This window comes from Aquabacterium sp. NJ1, assembly GCF_000768065.1.
GTDB lineage: Bacteria > Pseudomonadota > Gammaproteobacteria > Burkholderiales > Burkholderiaceae_C > Aquabacterium.
Genome location: NZ_JRKM01000001.1, coordinates 2,534,967 through 2,552,377, shown reverse-complemented (window position 1 = coordinate 2,552,377; position 17,411 = coordinate 2,534,967). Strand labels below are relative to the sequence as shown.

Annotated in this window: 15 protein-coding genes; 5 read left to right on the top strand and 10 right to left on the bottom strand. The window is 66.6% G+C overall.

Annotation, left to right across the window (positions count from 1 at the left end; all coding sequences use genetic code 11):
- Positions 1-3: 3 nt before the first annotated feature.
- Positions 4-1,179 carry a GGDEF domain-containing protein gene (locus JY96_RS10925; RefSeq protein ID WP_052162408.1) on the bottom strand — a complete coding sequence of 392 codons (1,176 nt, stop codon included), beginning with the start codon at positions 1,177-1,179 and terminating at the stop codon, positions 4-6.
- A gap of 205 nt (positions 1,180-1,384) precedes the next feature.
- Between JY96_RS10925 and JY96_RS10920 the strand changes: the two genes are divergently transcribed.
- The 3 genes from JY96_RS10920 (at position 1,385) to JY96_RS10910 (ending at position 3,213) form a co-directional block, all read left to right on the top strand.
- A complete protein-coding gene (locus JY96_RS10920) occupies positions 1,385-1,948 on the top strand; it encodes a cytochrome b (RefSeq protein ID WP_035042299.1) in 564 nt (187 codons plus the stop codon).
- A gap of 39 nt (positions 1,949-1,987) precedes the next feature.
- The gene (locus JY96_RS10915; RefSeq protein WP_052162407.1) at positions 1,988-2,572 is read left to right on the top strand and encodes a YceI family protein; all 585 of its coding nucleotides are present in this window, start codon (positions 1,988-1,990) and stop codon (positions 2,570-2,572) included.
- Between the two features lie 65 nt (positions 2,573-2,637).
- Positions 2,638-3,213, top strand: a complete 576-nt coding sequence (locus JY96_RS10910) for a YceI family protein (protein ID WP_035037346.1) — start codon at positions 2,638-2,640, stop codon at positions 3,211-3,213.
- 22 nt (positions 3,214-3,235) lie between these two features.
- Here JY96_RS10910 and JY96_RS10905 read toward each other — a convergent pair whose 3' ends face one another.
- The 4 genes from JY96_RS10905 to JY96_RS10890 form a co-directional block, all read right to left on the bottom strand.
- Positions 3,236-5,116: an ATP-binding protein gene (locus JY96_RS10905; protein WP_161784305.1), complete on the bottom strand. Its 1,881-nt coding sequence runs from the start codon at positions 5,114-5,116 to the stop codon at positions 3,236-3,238.
- Positions 5,117-5,237: 121 nt separating this feature from the next.
- The gene (locus JY96_RS10900) at positions 5,238-6,068 is read right to left on the bottom strand and encodes an HDOD domain-containing protein (protein WP_052162405.1); all 831 of its coding nucleotides are present in this window, start codon (positions 6,066-6,068) and stop codon (positions 5,238-5,240) included.
- A gap of 143 nt (positions 6,069-6,211) precedes the next feature.
- Positions 6,212-7,300, bottom strand: coding sequence for an AraC family transcriptional regulator (locus tag JY96_RS10895; RefSeq protein ID WP_052162404.1), 1,089 nt, complete (start codon positions 7,298-7,300; stop codon positions 6,212-6,214).
- 109 nt (positions 7,301-7,409) lie between these two features.
- Positions 7,410-8,612, bottom strand: a complete 1,203-nt coding sequence (locus JY96_RS10890; RefSeq protein WP_035037345.1) for a class I SAM-dependent rRNA methyltransferase — start codon at positions 8,610-8,612, stop codon at positions 7,410-7,412.
- 195 nt (positions 8,613-8,807) lie between these two features.
- Between JY96_RS10890 and JY96_RS10885 the strand changes: the two genes are divergently transcribed.
- A complete protein-coding gene (locus tag JY96_RS10885; protein WP_052162403.1) occupies positions 8,808-10,499 on the top strand; it encodes a PAS domain-containing sensor histidine kinase in 1,692 nt (563 codons plus the stop codon).
- A 14-nt stretch (positions 10,500-10,513) separates the two neighbouring features.
- On the opposite strand, the gene JY96_RS10880 is transcribed toward JY96_RS10885, so the two are convergent.
- The 5 genes from JY96_RS10880 to dapF all read right to left on the bottom strand — a co-directional run bounded on the left by JY96_RS10880 (position 10,514) and on the right by dapF (position 15,908).
- Positions 10,514-11,521 (bottom strand): tyrosine recombinase XerC, encoded by a 1,008-nt coding sequence (locus tag JY96_RS10880; RefSeq protein ID WP_035037343.1) that lies wholly within the window; start codon positions 11,519-11,521, stop codon positions 10,514-10,516.
- Positions 11,461-12,129 carry a serine O-acetyltransferase gene (locus JY96_RS10875; protein ID WP_081961193.1) on the bottom strand — a complete coding sequence of 223 codons (669 nt, stop codon included), beginning with the start codon at positions 12,127-12,129 and terminating at the stop codon, positions 11,461-11,463. The genes JY96_RS10880 and JY96_RS10875 overlap by 61 nt, the downstream gene beginning before the upstream one ends.
- A gap of 129 nt (positions 12,130-12,258) precedes the next feature.
- Positions 12,259-14,139: a GNAT family N-acetyltransferase gene (locus JY96_RS22240; protein ID WP_052162402.1), complete on the bottom strand. Its 1,881-nt coding sequence runs from the start codon at positions 14,137-14,139 to the stop codon at positions 12,259-12,261.
- 210 nt (positions 14,140-14,349) lie between these two features.
- A complete protein-coding gene (locus JY96_RS10860; protein WP_035037341.1) occupies positions 14,350-15,030 on the bottom strand; it encodes a DUF484 family protein in 681 nt (226 codons plus the stop codon).
- Between the two features lie 14 nt (positions 15,031-15,044).
- Positions 15,045-15,908 (bottom strand): diaminopimelate epimerase, encoded by an 864-nt coding sequence (gene dapF, locus JY96_RS10855; protein ID WP_035037339.1) that lies wholly within the window; start codon positions 15,906-15,908, stop codon positions 15,045-15,047.
- A gap of 44 nt (positions 15,909-15,952) precedes the next feature.
- On the opposite strand from dapF, the gene JY96_RS10850 reads away from it, so the two are divergent.
- The gene (locus tag JY96_RS10850; RefSeq protein ID WP_035037336.1) at positions 15,953-17,389 is read left to right on the top strand and encodes a hypothetical protein; all 1,437 of its coding nucleotides are present in this window, start codon (positions 15,953-15,955) and stop codon (positions 17,387-17,389) included.
- The last annotated feature ends 22 nt before the right edge of the window (positions 17,390-17,411 follow it).

Here is a 17,411-nt window from a genome sequence, read left to right as displayed (position 1 = left end):
TGCTCATTCTTGTAGCGTGCTCGGTTCGGTCGGGCTGCGGTAGGTGGCATCGGCGGGCGTCAGGCCCATGCGGATCACCGTGCAGTTTCTACCGCCGTCCTTGGCCTTGTACAGGGCTCGGTCAGCGCGTTCGATGCAGACGTCCAGTGCCTCGTTCATGTTGTAGGCCGTCAGGCCGGCCGAGAAGGTCGGCTTCAGCTCGGGCAGCGAGGGTACCAGCACCGCCTCGGCCAGCAGCATGCGGGCACGCTCCAGGCCCACATTGGCCAGCTCGGGCGAGGTGTCGTTGAGCAGCACGAGGAATTCTTCGCCACCCCAGCGCGCCAGCACATCGGTGTCGCGCAGGCCGCTTTGCACCACCTTGGCAAAGTTGCGCAGCACCTCGTCGCCCACGGCGTGGCCATGGGTGTCGTTGATGCGCTTGAAGTGGTCGATGTCCAGCAGGGCCAGGCAGAAGCGGTGGTGGCCCGAGCGCTCCAGGCGTTTCTTGTGCTGGCCCAGCACCTCCATCATGTGGCGGCGGTTGACCAGGCCGGTGAGCTCGTCACGCGTGGCCAGGATCTGGATGCGCACCAGGGCGTTGGCCAGTTCGTCCTTCTGGGCCTGCAGCTTGGCGCGCAGGCTGCTGAGCTGGGCGGCCAGGCCGGAGATGGTGGGCACGATGGCCGCCGTCAGCACGAAGTGCGCGATCTCCAGCTTGAAGGGGTAGTTGTGCGGGTCGGTGCGGATCTTGATCAGGATGGCGATGCCCATCAGCACGACGGTGTAGGCGCCCGCCACGATGGCCCCCTTTTGCTTCATGTTGAAGATGCCGAACACCAGCACCAGGGCCAGCAGCATCATGGTCGAGCCGTGCACGGGGCCCGTGACCGAGTAGGCGCCCACGATGATGGTCAGCGCCGACAGGATCTGCGGCAGCGTCATGGCCGGGTCTTCAAAGCGCTGGTTCAGGCCGGTGCGCAGCACCACGTACCACAGCAGGATGTTGAGCACGATGACGCCAGACAGGCGCTTGACGTCTTCCAGCTCCATGTAGCCAATCGACCAGGCGTAGACCTGCAGGAAGCAGCAGGCGATGAACACATTGGCCGCCATCAGCGAGCGCGTGATGCGCAGACGCTGTTTGCGGTCTGTGGTCAGCAGCAGGTCGTTGAGGCGTGAAATGAAGGGGGCGTACATGGTGTGGTCACGGCTTCACCAGGGCTTTCGGCGTTTTGCGCCGGCAGCTTGAGGGATTTGTCGCCATCTCGCCCCCGGTGGCGGGACGTTCGGCGCATTTATGCGTTCGAAATTTTTGAACTGTTGCATCAAGCCACTTCACCCAACTCGGTGCACAGTTCATCCACCATTTCACTATTGCGCAATGCAGCAGGAGCAATCCACCATGAAAACCGGACAAAACCCCCCAATCCAGCGTTACAGCACGGTGGCCATTGTTTTGCACTGGGTGCTGGCGCTGGCCATCCTGACCGCCTTCGTGGTCGGGGTGACGGTGGACGACATGCCCCTGAGCCCCAGCAAGATCAAGCTGATCAACTGGCACAAGTGGGCCGGCATCGGCATCCTCTTCCTGTCGGTGCTGCGCCTGGTCTGGCGCCTGACGCACCGCCCGCCTGCCTTGCCTGATCGCATCCAGCAAACCATGCCCGGCTGGCAGACCAAGGCCTACCACGCCACCCACCACCTGATGTATGCGCTGTTCTTCGTGGTGCCGCTGCTGGGCTGGGCCTACAGCTCGGCCAAGGGTTACCCCATCGTGTGGTTCGGCGTGCTGCCCCTGCCGGACCTGATGCCGGTCAACAAGGAGCTGGCCGACAGCATCAAGGAGCTGCACGGTGCCGCCGCGTTCGGCCTGATCGGCCTGGTGGCCCTGCATGTGGCGGCAGCGCTCAAGCACCAGTTCATCGACAAGGACGGCCTGCTGGAGCGCATGCGCCCTGGCCATTGATCCCGGGCTGCTCTCACTTTCACGCTGAAAGGCAACATCATGTCTGCTTCCACTTTGTCTCGCCGCCTCTTGCTGACCATGGCGCTGTCAGGCACGGCGTTCTCCTTGCCGGCCCTGGCGGCCGAGCCTCAGAGCCTGGTGGCCGCCAAAAGCGAAGTCACGTTCGTGGCCAAGCAGCTGGGCGTGCCGCTGGACGGCCGCTTCAAGACCTTCAGCGCGCAGACCGCGTTTGACCCCAAGGCCCCGCAGACCAGCAAGATCGCCTTCACGGTGGACCTGGGCAGCGTGGCACTGAACCCGGATGCCGATACCGAACTGGCCAAGCCCGAGTGGTTCAACATCGGCAAATTCCCGAAAGCGAGCTTCCAGTCCACCGCCATCAAGGCGCTGGGGGCAGGGCGCTTCGAGGTGGCCGGCAAGCTGGCCATCAAGGGCAACGCCCGTGACCTGGTGGTGCCGGTGCAACTGACGCAGGCCGGCGGCCTGAGCACCGCCACGGGCACGTTCGCCCTCAAGCGGCTGGACTTCAAGGTGGGTGAAGGCGATTGGGCCGACACCTCCGTGGTGGCCAACGATGTTCAGGTCAAGTTCAAGCTGGTGCTGCAAGGCGTGCCGGCCTTGTGATCCCTTTCTTTTCACCTTTTTTGACAGGGCGCCCTTTGGTGCCCACCTTACCCAGGAGCCCTTCCATGAACCGTACCGCACTTGTTTCCCTGTTCGCCACCGCCGCCCTGAGCGCGGGCATCGCCCACGCCGAGCCGGTCACTTACGCTGTGGACCCGACCCACACCTTCGTGACCTTCGAAGCCAAGCACTTCGGCACCTCGACCAACCGGGGCCGCTTCGACAAGAAGAGCGGCTCGGTCACCATCGACACCGCCGCCAAGACCGGCAAGGTGGACATCAGCATCGATATGGCCTCGATCAACAGCGGCACCGAGGCTTTCAACAATCACCTCAAGAGCAAGGACTTCTTCAACGTGGAAGCCTTCCCCAAGTCGACCTTCGTGAGCGACAAGGTGATCTTTGAAGGCGACAAGATCTCGGCCGTGGTCGGCACGCTGACCCTGCTGGGCAAGAGCCAGACGGTGACCCTCAAGGCCAACAACTATGGCTGCTACCAGAACCCCATGCTCAAGCGCGAAGTGTGCGGCGGTGACTTCGACACCACCATCACCCGCAGCGAATTCGGCATGAACTACGGCCTGCCTTTCATCCCCGACAACGTGCACCTGGTCATCCAGATCGAAGCCGTCAAGCAGTAAACAGCTGGCTGGTGCCGCGGGTTCAAGCCGGGTTGCTGGCCTGGGCCAGCGGCTCAAGCTGCAGCCCTTGCAGATGGCGCACCAGCACGGCGCGCAGCTCATCTTGCTTGAAGGGCTTGGCGAGGTGCTCGTTCATGCCCACCGCCAGGCAACGCTCGCGGTCACTGCTCATGGCATTGGCTGTGAGGGCCACCACGGGCACGGGCGGGCGGCCATGGTGGTGCTCCCAGGCCCGCAGGCGCCGGGTGGCCTCGATGCCGTCGAGTTCGGGCATCTGGCAGTCCATCAGCACGATGTCATACGGGTGGTCCGGGCGTTGCAGCTCGGCCAGGGCCTGTACGCCGTTTTCCACGCGGGTCACGGCCACGGCCAGGTTGGCCAGGGTCGCTTCGGCCACGATGGCGTTGACCGGGTTGTCTTCGGCCAGCAGCACATGGCCACGCACCTTCAGGCCGGGTGAGGCGGCTTCCGGCAAAGGCAGCAATGGCTCGGACAAGTCCACATCCACCTGCTCGACCTGGGCGCTGGGCAAGGGCACGGTGAGCGTGAAGGTCGAGCCTTTGCCCAGCGCGCTGCTGCACACGATGTCGCCGCCCATGGCGCGGGCGATCTCGCGTGAAATCGTCAGGCCCAGGCCCGTGCCCTTTTGCTTGCGGGCAAAGGTGCCATCCACCTGATGGAAGGCCTCGAAGATCAGGGGCAGGTGCTGGGCTGAAATGCCCGCGCCGGTGTCTTCGATCTGAAAGCGCATCACCGGCTTGCCATCGGCGTCCGGCTCAGGCTGGCCGGCCACATGCAGCCGTACTTCGCCTTGCTCGGTGAACTTGATGGCATTGCCCAGCAGGTTGAGCAGGACTTGCCGCACGCGGGCGGCGTCACCCCGGACCCAGCAGGGCGAGGGCAGCTCCAGCGTGGTGCGCAGCCTCAGGCCTTTTTCCGCGGCCGACACATGGAGCACCGACAGCACCTCGTTGATGACGCCATGCAGCTCGAAGGCGCCGGGGTTGATCTGCAGCTTGCCGGCTTCGATGCGGGAGAAGTCCAGCACATCGTTGATGATGCCCAGCAGGTGCTCGCCCGTGCGCTCGATCAGCTCGACTTGCTGGCGTGTTTCGGTGAGCGGGCCCAGCTTGTTGGGCAGGCGGTTGTGCACCAGCCGCGCCAGGCCCAGGATGCCGTGCAGCGGCGTGCGCATCTCGTGGCTCATGGTGGCCAGGAACTGGTCCTTGACGGCGCTGTGGCGTTGCGCGAGCTTGAGCGCTTCGGCCCGCTCGCGCGCGATGCGGTCGGTGGTGAAGCGCAGCCACAGCAGCTCGGTGGTGCGCCGCTCCACGCGGCGGCTTTCGAACATCATCAGCGCCAGCAGGGACAGCAGGCCCGCGCCGCCGTAGAGGCCATAGGCGTCCATGCGTGTGAACAGCTTGAGGCTGGCGGGCAGCAGCAGGGGCAGGTTCATCAGCATGCTGGGCACGATGTGCGCCTGCAGCGTGAAGGTGCACACCGCGCAGGCCCCGATCAGCGTGGCCACGATCATGACGGTGGTGACCATGTCCTGCACGGGCAGGAAGACACCGGCCAGGCCCCACATGGCGCCATGCACGGCACACACCACATTCAGGCTGGTGAGCCAGCCGGGGCTGGCGCGGTTGCTTGAGCCGTGGTAGGCGCTCAGGTGCACCACCCGCATGATGGAGCCCAGCACGCACACGGCGGCCCAGACGGTGGTGAGTGTGCGGCCCATCTGCGGCGCCACGAGCAGGGCCAGTGCCACCGCGAAGATGCCGCTGAACAAGGCCACCGGTACGGTGGAGGCAAACAGCATGCGGATGCGCTCGGCGCGGATCAGCCGGGACAACTCGGGGTCGTCCGGCGAGACCCGTGACCGATCCGGATCGGGCAGCATGAGGGCTTGGCATTGGAACCGCATCCGGTTCTTATCGTCTGAGGCCCTGAAAGACTTGAGGCCCGCATGAGCGGGCCTCGTTAGATGCGGGCAATACCGCCGCCGGGGTGCGGGCCGTGTGTCAGCCTTCGCCTTGCGACAGGTTCAGCCGTTCGCACACGCGCATCGTGGCCAGCTTGAAGGCGTCGAAATGCAGGCCGACCTGGTGGGCGATGGGCTCGAGTTCGGCCCACACGGCCTGCGGGTCGGCCGATTGGTCGGTGTTGAGCAGCAGGGCGTCCACGGCCGCGCCGATGGTCAGGAGCTTTTGCACGGCGGGGCGCTCCTGCGACCACTGGCTGGGCGCATTGGGGCGGGCACGCACGCTGTCAGACACGTCGCGCGACAGGCCCCAGGACTGGCACAGGGCCGCGCCCAGCGCCGAGTGGCTCACGCCAAAGGCTTCGATCTCGGCGGCGCACAACAGGGCTTCGTCGTTGCCGCTCACTTCCAGGGCCTGGTAGCGCTGGCGGTCATAGGCGTACAGCACGGCACGGCCGGTTTCGGCAAACAGGCCCGAGGTGTGCGCCTGCCAGGGGTCCACGTCGAGCTGGCGGGCGATGCGGCCCATGGCCAGGCCACGGATGCCGGCGCGGTCCCAGATCTGTTGCAGCAAGGGGCTGGGCGGGAAGGCGCCACGCAGGCCGATCTCGTAGGTCAGGCCGGCGACCTGGGCCATGCCCAGATAACGGATGCCTTCGTGCACGGTTTCCACGCGCTTGAGCAGGCCGAACAGCGCGGAGTTCACGGTGCGGACCACGGCCGAAGACAAGGCCATGTCGGTTTCGATCAGCGAGGACAGCTGGTCGATGGAGCTGTCTTCCTCGGCCATCAGCAAGGACAGCTTGACCAGCGTGCTGGGGCAGGCCGGCAGGTCGATGTTGAGGTTGCGAAGCTGGGGGGCGATGGTCATGACGGGCTCTCATCCAATGATGCCAGGCCAGTCTAGGCTTTTGCCCCGCCAGGGAACAGTGGAAGAGCCTCGTGAAGCCGAGGCTTTACCGGGTTTTGCCCGTGAAGGATTGCCGCTTTGGCCTCGTGGGCCCTTGGCCTGCTTCAGCGCACCGCAAAGCGTCGGCGCGGGATGCGGGCGGCCTGCGCGGTCAGGCCATTGCTGCGGCGGAACTCGCTGGGCGGCATGCCCTTCCAGCGGCGGAAGGCTTCGATGAAGGTGGTCACGTCGGCATAACCCAGGCGCTCGGCGATCTCGCCGTGTGTCAGGCTGGCCGAGGCCATCAGCTCTTCGGCCAGGGTCGAGCGCACCTCTTCGAGCAGGGCGCGGAAGGTGGCGCCTTCGGCCGTCAGGTGGCGGCGCAGCGTGCGCGAGGTGATCTTCATCTCGGCCGCGATCTCTTCCATGTCGGGGATGTGGCCGGGCGTGCGCAGCAGGCGGTCGCGCACGGAGGCGGCCACGCCGGTGCGGGTCTTGCGGGCGTCCACCAGCTTGCGGCACATCTGCTCGCACAGGGCGGCGGTGTGCGGGTCGGCCTGGGGCAGGCGCTCGTGCATCAGGGCGGCGTCGAACAGGGCGCAGTCGCGGGCCTGGCCAAAGGTCGGGCGGATGCCGAACAGGCTGGTGTAGGCCTCGACGATGTCGGCAGAGGGCTCGGCACGGCGCATGTGCACCGCGCGGTAGGGCAGGGGGTGGCCCAGGATCTCGCGCTGCAGCGTGATCACGGCGGCGCGGTCGCGGTCCAGGATGAACTGGCGCACGTCCGGCGGCAGGTGGTCGCTCTGGAAGGAGGACTGGATCAGGTCACCAATCTGCTCGACCTCACTGATCGTCAGCGAGAAGGTCAGGTTCAGCATGCGCGAGGCCATGCCGACGGCGGACCCCAGCGTGGGGCTGCTCATCACCGCGTAACCCCACAGGCCGTAGGTGGTGACGTGGTAGCGGGTGCCGGCCTGCAGGCCCAGCGTGGGGATGTGGGGCAGCGCGTGGATCAGGTTGCGGATCAGCTGCACCTCCTGGTGAGCCTCGATCTCGCCCTTGGGGTCGTCCAGCAGGGTGCGGGTGATGCCGGTGTGACGCAGCATGTTGTCCACGCTGACGCCGTGATCGAAACCAAGCTGAGTCAGGACCCGGGCGGTGGCAATGCCTCGCCTGAAGTCCCAGATGGATTTGGCGGATGCTCTGGCGCTCATGATGTTTCCCACGCTCCCTGCGCGATTTGACAAGAGATTATGTCGCTATTGGTTACATGTGTGTCCTCAAAACTGTCACCCACTATGACATTATTTCAAACTAGGGATGTTATTTCCGGACAATGACCAGGCCCTTGAGGTACTCGCCCTCCGGGAAGGTGATGGTCGTGGGGTGGTCAGGGGTGGCTTCCAGGCGCTTGAGCAGGTAACCGTCCACGCCCGCGTCCATGCCGGCGCCGGCCACGATCTTGTGGAACAGCTCACCGCCGATGCCGCCCGAGCACGAGAAGGTCAGCAGCAGGCCGCCCGGGTTGAGCAGCTTGAAAGCCAGGCGATTGATGTCCTTGTAAGCGCGCGAGGCGCGGTCTGCGTGGGCGGCGCTGGGCGCGAACTTGGGCGGGTCCAGCACGATGGCGTCAAACGTTCGGCCCCCCTTGATGAAGGCGCGCAGGCTGCCGTTCACGTCGGCATCCAGGGCCGTGTGGGCGCTGGCGTCGTAACCGTTGAGTGTGACGTGGGCGCTGGCGCGGGCCAGGGCCGGGCCAGAGGAGTCCACGCTGGTCACCTCGGTGGCACCGCCTTCCAGCGCGGCCACGCTGAAGCCGCCGGTGTAGCTGTAGCAGTTGAGCACCGTCTTGCAGTTGAACTGTTTGACGAGTTTGGCGAACAGGCCGCGGTTGTCGCGCTGGTCCAGGTAGTAGCCGGTCTTGTGGCCCTCGGCCACGTCCAGCGTGAGCTTCCAGCCGTTTTCGTGGATGGTGACCTCGGTCGAGCGGCGCGCGCCGTCGGCCGTTTCCGGATGGCGCAACCAGCCGGTGACCGGCGTCAGGCCTTCGAGGCCCCGCACACCGGAGTCCGAGCGTTCGTACAGATAGGGGCAGCCGGTGGCTGCCACCAGCGCATCGGCGATCACGTCCTTCCAGCGCTCGGTGCCGGCGCTCAGGAACTGGGCGCTCAGCAGGTCACCGTACTGGTCCACGATCAGGCCGGGCAGGCCGTCGGCTTCACCATGGATCAGGCGGATGCCGTCGGAGTCGATGGCCAGGCGTTTGCGCAGGGCCACGGCGGCGGCCACGCGTTGCTGGAAGAAGGCGTCGTCGATGCGTTCGGCCTCGTCAAAGCTCCAGGCGCGCACGCGGATCTGCGAGCTGGGGCTGAAGGCCGCCCAGGCCAGGAATTTGCCGTCGTGGGACTGCACGCGCACGGTCTCACCGGCGTCGCCGCCGCCTTTGGCCACGCTGCCCTGGAACACCCAGGGATGACGGCGCAGCAGGGAGCGTTCTTTGCCTTCGCGCAGGGTGATGACTTTCATGATTATTTAAGAGGCAAGGTGGTCGAGCGAAGGCAACATTGTCGTACCTGTGCGCCGTGAACCGGCGTGGCAGGCACAAAGCGGCGTTGCGCCCGGTTCTTTCGCAATGCAGTAAACATGGGGTGTGAACAGTTTGTGCAAGATTGGTCAACCGGTCACGCGCCGGCGTTGCATGACGCGTCCATGAGGTTAGTGATGTCGCGTGATTCGTCTTCTGTCTTGCAGCTGGATTCGGCCTTGCCGAGCATGGGCTCTTCCCCGTGCGAAGGCGACGAGGCCGCCTTGCGCGCCGAACTCGCTCGCCTCAAAGCCCAGTTGCTGGAGCAGCAGGCGCAAAACGAGCGCCTGCAGCAACGTTGCCTGGAAGCCGAGTCCGGCCTGATCGCCGCACGCGTGTGCCCGCCGGACCGCCGGCTCGAAAGCATCCTGGACGCCATGCCCGGCGCCGTCGCTTACTGGGACGCGGGCCTGGTGCTGCGCTACTGCAACCGTCGCCTGCGCCAGCACTGGCGCCACAAGTCGGAGTCCCTGGTGGGGCGCCACATGGCCGAGCTGCTCTCGCCCGAAGGCTTCCAGCGCACCATGCCTTTCGTGCAGGCCGTGCTGCAAGGCCAGGAGACCACCGGCGAGCACCAGGAGCGCAATGGCCTGTATGCCCAGGTCAGCTTCACGCCGGATCTGGTCGACGGCGAGGTCAAGGGCTTTGTGGTGCTGGCCATGGACGTCACCGAGCTCAAGGCCGCCCGGGCCGTGGCCGAAGAGGCCGGCAAAGCCAAGAGCGAGTTCCTCTCGGGCGTGAGCCACGAGATCCGCACCCCGCTCAATGCGGTGCTGGGTTTTGCCCAGGTGGGGGCCTTGCGCTACCCGGACCACGCGGCCGCGGCCCACTTCGGCCACATCCTGCAAGCGGGCCAGCACCTGCTGGGCCTGATCAACGACATCCTGGACTTTTCGCGCATCGAGGCGGGCAAGCTCGACATCCACATCGGCGAGATGGCGTTGAGCGACTGCATCGAGCAGGCGATTGCGCCGGTGCGCGAGCAGGCCAGGGGCAAAGGGTTGACGCTGACCGTGGCGCGTGCGCCCGGTGTGCCCGAGCGCTGGCGTGCCGATGCCCAGCGCGTGGGCCAGATCCTGAGCAACCTGCTGACCAATGCGGTGAAGTTCACCCAGCATGGCGAAGTGCGCCTGAGCATCGGTGCCGACGACGCCGGGCTGAGCCTGGCCGTGCACGACACCGGGCCGGGCATGGACGCGCAGATGCAGTCCCAGCTGTTCAAGCCCTTTGTGCGGGGTGATGGCAGTTCGACACGGCGCGCCGGTGGCACGGGCCTGGGCCTGTCCATCTGCAAGCGCCTGGTGGACATGATGGACGGTCGCATCCTCGTGCACAGCACACCCGGCCTGGGTTCACGTTTTGAAGTGCGCCTGCCGCTGGCCTTGTTGCCCGAACCCGCGCCCCAAGTGCCGCCGCCTGCCGAGGCCACGCGTTGGGAGACGCATGGCCTGGATGGTGCGCGCGTGCTGGTGGCCGAAGACCACCGCGTCAACCAGTTGCTGCTGGAGCAATTGCTGCAAAGCGTGGGCGTGTGCCTCACCATGGTCAACAACGGCGTGGAGGCGGTGGATGCGGTCAAGCAGGCGGGCCAGGGTGCCTTCGACCTGCTGCTGTGCGACATCGAGATGCCCTTGATGGACGGCTACCAGGCCACCGAGCAGATCCTGCAGCTGGACCCGGGCCTGCCCGTGCTGGGTCTGACCGCCCATGCCTTCGAAGAGGCCCGCGCCAAGGGCCTGCGCGCCGGCATGGTGGACTACCTGGTCAAGCCCTTTGTGCACGACGAGCTGATGCGCCTGATGGCGCGGCACGCGCGCCGCGCGGCCTGAAGCGGCTTGCCGGCCTACTTGCTGTCCTTGCCGCCCTGACGTTTGGCGCGCGGATGCGCCGCGTCATACACCTTGGCCAGGTGCTGAAAATCCAGCTTGGTATAGACCTGCGTGGTGCTGATGTGGGCGTGGCCCAGCAGCTCCTGAACGGCGCGCAGATCGCCGCTGGACTGCAGCAGGTGGCTGGCAAAGCTGTGGCGCAGCATGTGCGGGTGCACATGGGTGGGCAAGCCCGCCTGTTGGGCCAGTTGCTTGAGCCGGTTGCGCAATTGCATGGGCGTCAGGCGCGTGCCCAGCCGGCTGATGAACAGGGCGGGTGAGGTGGGGGGCGTGAGCAACGCGCGCACATCCAGCCAGGCGCGCAAGGCCTGCAAGGCGGCCTGGCCCACCGGCACGATGCGCCGTTTGCTGCCTTTGCCCAGCACATGGGCCTCACCCGTTTGCAGATCGAGCCAGCCTTGCGCGTCGCCGCTGGCGTCCACGTCCAGGCCCAGCAACTCGGCACTGCGCAGGCCGCTGCTGTAGAGCAGCTCGATCATGGCGTGGTCACGCGCGTGCAGCCAGGGCGCTTCCCGGGCCTGACGCGTGGCCGCGGCGGGTGAAGCGGCTTCGTCATCGGCGGGTTCATGCACAGCCAGCGCCACGGCCTGGTCTACCGACAAGGCCTTGGGCAGGGGCTTGGCCGCTTTCGGGGGCTTGATGCCGTCCACCGGGTTGAGCTGCACCAGGCCCTCGCGGCCCATCCACTTGTACAGGCCTCGCCAGGCTGCCAGTGTGATGGCGATGCTGCGCGGGCCCAGGCCCTGCGCATGCAGGCGCGCCGTCCAGCCGCGCACATGGTGCGGGCGCACGTCGGTCAGGGGCAGTTGTGCCTTGTCGCACAGCTTGAGCAGGCGCTTGAAGGCGTCGCCATACATGGCCAGGGTGCGGTCGGCCAGCCGGCGCTGGACGCGCAGGTAGCTCAGGTGCTGGTCGAGGGTTGGCGAGCCGAGCGCAGCGGGCTGTGTTCCGGGGGCGTGCATGGCGCCATATTGTCAGCCGTATCGCCTGCTGCAGGGTGGCCGGCGGCGGGCGTGGCCCGGTTTGCCACCTGGCGCGAGGCCGAAGCCTGCAGCACCCGGGCGGGCACGCCCACCGCGGTGCACCCGGCAGGCACATCCACCAGGACCACGGACAGGCTGCCGATGCGGGCGTGGTCGCCGATTTTCACCGCGCCCAGCACCTGTGCATACGTGCCCAGGTCGACGTCGTCACCCAGCACAGGCGAGGGGCCGTCGTCATGGCGGCTGCCCAGCGTCACACCCTGGCGCAAGGTGCAGTTGCGCCCGATGACCGCGCCGCGGTTGATGAAGATGCCGCCAAAGTGCCAGATCCGCAGGCCCCCACCGGCTTGCAGGCCCAGGGGCAGGCTGATGCCCAGGATGGATTCGATCAGTTTGTAGCCCGCGTACCAGGGCACCAGGCACAAGCGCCGCAGCAGGCGAGGCTGGATCAGCAGGATGGCGCTGCCCAGGCGGAACCAGAGCACGGCCCACAGCGATTGTTCATGCAACAGGGCCAGCCACCCGCCGTAGCGGGCGACATCCATGCGGACGCAGGGCCAGATGCCCTCTTTGATTTCGCGAGCCATGACTGCTGCCTGCGGCGTACTGCTTGAAAGACGAAGCGCCTCATCATGCGCGCCAAATGGCCGCAATACCTAGCAAGATCGCACCTCCTTACGCCCAGCAAAATAACTTTACGTTGCCGCACCCTGGCGTCACCGGTGCAGCAGCTTGTTTGCCACATCGCGCAACATCCAGCCCCACAGCTGCGGCTTGCGTACGAGCTGGCCCAGCGCATAAGGCAACCAGGCGGTGCCATAGGGGATGTAAAAGCGCACGGGCACGTTCAACTCGCGGGCCACGGCCATCACCTCGCGCCGCGGCAGGCCACACAACAACTCCAGTTCGCACGGGGTCCCCGCCTGCTGCAAGCGGCGCAAGGCCTCACGGGCCAGCGGGGCATCGTGGGTGGCCACGGCCACTTCGGTGGCGCGCCCCGCCAGCCTGTCGATGACGGCGAGAAAGCCGGCGCGCAGGTCCATGTCGGGCTCAAGTGGGCAGGCCCATTGGCCCTTCACCACCCGCACGCGGATGCCGCGCTGAACGGCCCAGTCGCAATCCTGCAGGCTGCGCCGCCAGCGACCGGGCACGGTCAGGCTCAAGGGCGCCTGCTGGTTGCGCAAGGCATCCAGCAGCTGGAGGGTGGGTTGCGCGGTGTCCGGGCCATGCGAGTCGAAGTGCAGCAACTGGTGGTGGCGCGCGGCGTGGCTGGCGATCTCGCGCGCGCGGTGCAGGGCATAAGCCAGTGGCGGCACCTTGACCGACACGTAGGCGGGCTTGTTCAGCCGGGCGGCGGCGTCCACGGCGGCGCGGCCCTGGTCTTCGATCAGATCGGGTGAATCGCTGTCGGCATTGAAGTAGCCGATGGTGACGGCCATGCCATCGGCCTCCACGCGGCGGGCCATGCGCACGGCGTCTTCCAGCCGGGGGCCGGGCACATAGGCTCGACTGGCCAGGTTCAGCACGGGTGCCGCCAGGCTTGACACCAGGCGCTTGACGGGCGTGAGCAGGTGGCGCTTCACGGTGGATTGGATCCGGCCGCTTTGCAGCGTGGCCCTCACGCGGGCCTGGACCATGGTGCTGATGTCTTGCAGCAGGGCCACTTGCCCGGCGACGGAGAAGGGGTAGAGGCGCACGTCCACATGGGGCTTCAAGGTCTGGGTCCACATGTCGGTCCAGGGGGCCGGGTTGCCCAGGAACTCGTAGCTGCGCAGGCCGCGGCGTGCGGCATCGGCCACGGTGTGCAGCATCAGCAAGGTGCCCGGCGAGCAGCGGGCGAAGCGGCTGTCGTATCCGATCTTGAGCAGCCACCAGCTTTGTTGCCACTCGACGGCCAGCTGCATGCCCACGGCCTGCCCGCCTATGCGCATGAAAGCCAGGCGCAGGATGCCTTCGCGGCGGGCGCCATGGGCGTAGTGCCGAAAGAAGCTGCCCAGTGTCTGGTCGTGCAGCAAGGCCGTGCCCGCGTCGCCCTTCCAGTTGTGGGCTTCCACGTCGAAGGCTTCGTCCAGCAGCTGATCCAGCGCCTGCTCGCTGGGCTGCGTGTGGATCTCGAAGCGCAGTTCGCCCAGCTTGGCGGCGTGGCGTTCGGCCCGGCGAAAGTCAGAGCGGTGGCCCGCGTTGAACTTCATCTGCGGCTCGGCCCAGGAGGCATCCAGCGCGATGGTGGGGGTGCCCAAAGCCGGGCGCACGATCACCAGGCCGCGGCCGGCGAAGGCCTTTCTGAGTGCGGCGATGGTGGGGGAGTCGCCGGGCACGCGGGGCAGCAAGGCGGGCCGCTTTTGCGCGGCCAGGCCCCGGGCCAGCAGGTCCAGTTGCGCCTGGGCATCCCAGACCAGGTCCAGCGGCTCGTGCGTTTCGTTGTGGGCCAGGGGGACCAGCCGGGCAGGGTGCTGGCTGTTGGGCACCAGCAAGGCCGAGGTCGGGTCTTCATCCAGGTGGGCCAGCTGTTGTTCCCGGTGCAGCCGCCGGGCCATGCTGGCAAGCCAGGCTTCATCCTGGGTGGGCAGCGCTCTGCCTGCAAATGGGGTGGCCATGGTCGCGGTGGCTCCTCGACTGGTTCGAGAGGACACCGACCTCGTCACCGATGTTCAAGGTGGCCCACCATCAGGCCTGCGCTGGATGCGCCATGCCATTTGGCCAGTCGCGATCGTGGCAGGTATTGACCTTGCACAAAACGCGACGCGGCCATCCCCCCCTGGTCAGGGCGATGGGATGGCCATGGTCGCGCTCGTTGTTGACGCCGATCAGCTCAGCAGCCGCGCCAGCGCCGCACTCGCGATGTCGCTGACCTGGTGCAGGAAGTCCACGCCCATGTCGGCGGTGTAGCGGGTGGGGTCGGGCGAGCCCAGTACCAGCAGGCCGAAGGTTTCGCCCTGGTGGTGAAGGGGCAGCAGGGCCAGAGACGTGATGGTGGCGCTGTCTTCCAGCCACTTGCCGGCCTCGAAGCCGGCGTTCAGGCCGCAGTAGGGCACGTTGAGGCTGCCGGCAAAGCTGCGGGCGTCGTCGCTCACGGGCTGGGTGATGGCCAACTCGCCCAGGCCTTCGCGCAGCGCCTGGCTGGGTGTGCCCCAGACACGCACGGCCGCTTGCGGGATCATGAACTCGTGGCGCAGGCGGTCGATCATGACCTCGGCCAGCAGGGTGTCGTCATGCGTGAGCAGCACGGCGCGCACCCAGCGGTGCAGGCGCTCGGCGATGGCTTCGTTTTCCTGGCCGTGGCGGATCATGTCCATGATCCGGCGCTCCAGGCCCTTGATGCGGTCGCGCAGCATCTCCATCTGGCGCTCTTGCAGCGAGACGGCGCGCTGGCCGTGCGGGCTGGTCAGCTGGATGGAGGCCAGCACCTGGGCGTTGCGCTCGAAGAAACCGGGCGTGTGCACCAGGTAGTTGACGATCTCGTCTTCGGTGATGCCTTGCAGGGTCATGGGGGGTACTTGGTTCAGAGTTCGGGAACGTCGATTTCGCCGTCAAACACCTTGACGGCCGGGCCGGTCATCAGCACGTGCGTGCCGGGGCCTTCCCAGCTGATGCTCAGGCGGCCGCCGGGCATGTCCACGTGCACGGTCTCATCCAGCCAGCCCAGGCGGATGCCGGCCACCACGGCGGCGCAGGCACCCGAGCCGCAGGCCAGGGTCTCGCCCGTGCCACGCTCGTACACGCGCAGGCGGATGTGGCTGCGGTCCACCACTTCCATGAAGCCGGCGTTCACGCGGCGCGGGAAGCGCACATGGCTTTCAACCTGCGGGCCGAGCTCTTCCACGGGGGCGTGCTCGACGCTGTCCACACGCATCACGGCGTGCGGGTTGCCCATGGACACCACGGCCACGTCGACCGGGTGGTTCGCCAGCTGGATGGGCCACAGCTCGCAGCCATTGAGCAGCTTGGGCGTCAGGCCCTGGCCATCAAAGGGCACCTCGGCGGGCACCAGGAAGGGCTCACCCATGTCCACGGTCACGCGGCCATCGGGCTGCAGGTGCGGCTCGATGATGGCCTTCATGGTCTGCACACGGATGGTGTCCTTGTCGCTCAGGCCGGTGTCGTGCACGAAACGGGCGAAGCAGCGCGCGCCGTTGCCGCATTGCTCCACCTCGCCGCCGTCGGCGTTCATGATGCGGTAAGTGAAGTCGGTGGCATTGGCCGGGTTGCCGGGCTCGACGATCAGGATCTGGTCTGCGCCGATACCAAAACGGCGGTCAGCCAGAAAGCGGTACTGGGCCTCGCTCAATGGCAGGGGCCCGCGTGTGGCGTCGAGCACAACAAAGTCGTTGCCGGCGCCGTGCATCTTGGTGAAGCGCAGCTTCATATAGAGTGGTCCTGGTGAAAACTGTTCAACTGGGAGTAGCGTGTATGGCACCAGTCGCCGCTTTGCTGGCCTTGTGGGCTTTGGTTGTCGCGTGCATGAGGCAGACGGGCGGCATGCTCGTGTATTCGCTGGATGACCCTTACATCCACCTGGCGCTCGCGAAGAACATTCAGCAAGGATCATACGGTATCAACCCTGGCGAGTGGGCATCCCCTTCGTCCAGCATTGCCTGGCCTTTTCTGATGGCGCTGGCACCTGCGCGTGTGGCTGAATGGTTGCCCTTGATCATCAACGGGGCGGCTTGTGTGCTGACCGTATGGTGCCTGGCGCGGGTGATCCGGCGCGCGGGCGTGCCCGCCTGGTTGCCCACGCTCGGGGCGATGGCCGTGGCCTTCGGGCTCAACCTGTTTGGCCTGGTGATGACCGGCATGGAGCACTCGCTGCAGGTGTTGCTGGTGGTGTTCGTGGCGATGCGCCTGATCGAGCAGCGCCGCGATGCCTGGTTCTATGTGGCGCTGGGCTTGATGCCACTGATCCGTTATGAATGCCTGGCCATCAGCCTGCCGGTGGGGGCCTACCTGTGGTTCACGCAGGACAAGGTCCGCCCCGCGGTGGCCGTGGGCGTGTCGCTGGCCATCGTGGTGGCTTTCTCGGCCTTTCTGCATGCGGTGGGCTTGCCCCTGCTGCCTTCGTCGGTGCTGGCCAAGACGCTGGAGCCGCCCTTCATGACCAACTACACCACGCACCCCACCATCGTGCTGATGCTGGCCTGGCTGGCTTATGCCTGGCGTGATCGGCTCGGGCAATGGGTCATGCTCATCGGCTTGCCCACGCTGGCCTTCATGCTGGAGGGCCGTGTGGGCTGGTTCGGGCGCTATGAGGTCTTCATCCTGGCGTGGCTGGCCGTGTTCGTGCTGGCCTCGGTGGGCGACATGGTTTTGAAAGCTGCTGAGGGCGCCGCGCGCGCTGCATGGGCCATGGCCCTGAGCAGCACGGCGCTGGCCCTGGCGTTTCCGACCCTGTGGCAGGTCACGCTGGACACCCCGGGTGGCTGCCAGAACGTGGCACAGCAGCAGATGGTGACGGCGCGCATCGCCCGTGAGCTGGGCATGCGCGTGGCGGTCAATGACCTGGGCCTGGTGGCCCTGCGATCAGGGCAGTACGTGCTCGATCTCGCGGGCCTGGCTTCACCCGAGGTGCTGGAAGTGCGGCGTCATGGACAGATGACCGGGCCGTGGATCGACGAGCTCGCGGCGCGCAAGGGCGTGGAGGTGGCCTTCATCTACGACAAGTGGTTCCCGCAATGGTCCAGGGACTGGATCCTGGTGGCCAGCGTGGAACTGCTGGGGCCCAAGGTCAGCGCGGGCGAATCGAGCGTGCAGCTGTATGCGCGCACGCCGCAGGCCGCAGCCAGGCTGCACGCCGTGGCCCAAAGCATGGCGGCGGACCCCAATGTGCCCGCCACCATCCGGCTGTATTGATGGTCACCGCGCCGGCGTGGCG

Coding starts and splice junctions, on each gene's coding strand:
- JY96_RS10925 (WP_052162408.1), bottom strand. CDS start 1,179: ATGTACGCCCCCTTCATTTCACGCCTCAACGACCTGCTGCTGACCACA.
- JY96_RS10920 (WP_035042299.1), top strand. CDS start 1,385: ATGAAAACCGGACAAAACCCCCCAATCCAGCGTTACAGCACGGTGGCC.
- JY96_RS10915 (WP_052162407.1), top strand. CDS start 1,988: ATGTCTGCTTCCACTTTGTCTCGCCGCCTCTTGCTGACCATGGCGCTG.
- JY96_RS10910 (WP_035037346.1), top strand. CDS start 2,638: ATGAACCGTACCGCACTTGTTTCCCTGTTCGCCACCGCCGCCCTGAGC.
- JY96_RS10905 (WP_161784305.1), bottom strand. CDS start 5,116: ATGCTGCCCGATCCGGATCGGTCACGGGTCTCGCCGGACGACCCCGAG.
- JY96_RS10900 (WP_052162405.1), bottom strand. CDS start 6,068: ATGACCATCGCCCCCCAGCTTCGCAACCTCAACATCGACCTGCCGGCC.
- JY96_RS10895 (WP_052162404.1), bottom strand. CDS start 7,300: ATGAGCGCCAGAGCATCCGCCAAATCCATCTGGGACTTCAGGCGAGGC.
- JY96_RS10890 (WP_035037345.1), bottom strand. CDS start 8,612: ATGAAAGTCATCACCCTGCGCGAAGGCAAAGAACGCTCCCTGCTGCGC.
- JY96_RS10885 (WP_052162403.1), top strand. CDS start 8,808: ATGTCGCGTGATTCGTCTTCTGTCTTGCAGCTGGATTCGGCCTTGCCG.
- JY96_RS10880 (WP_035037343.1), bottom strand. CDS start 11,521: ATGCACGCCCCCGGAACACAGCCCGCTGCGCTCGGCTCGCCAACCCTC.
- JY96_RS10875 (WP_081961193.1), bottom strand. CDS start 12,129: ATGGCTCGCGAAATCAAAGAGGGCATCTGGCCCTGCGTCCGCATGGAT.
- JY96_RS22240 (WP_052162402.1), bottom strand. CDS start 14,139: ATGGCCACCCCATTTGCAGGCAGAGCGCTGCCCACCCAGGATGAAGCC.
- JY96_RS10860 (WP_035037341.1), bottom strand. CDS start 15,030: ATGACCCTGCAAGGCATCACCGAAGACGAGATCGTCAACTACCTGGTG.
- dapF (WP_035037339.1), bottom strand. CDS start 15,908: ATGAAGCTGCGCTTCACCAAGATGCACGGCGCCGGCAACGACTTTGTT.
- JY96_RS10850 (WP_035037336.1), top strand. CDS start 15,953: ATGGCACCAGTCGCCGCTTTGCTGGCCTTGTGGGCTTTGGTTGTCGCG.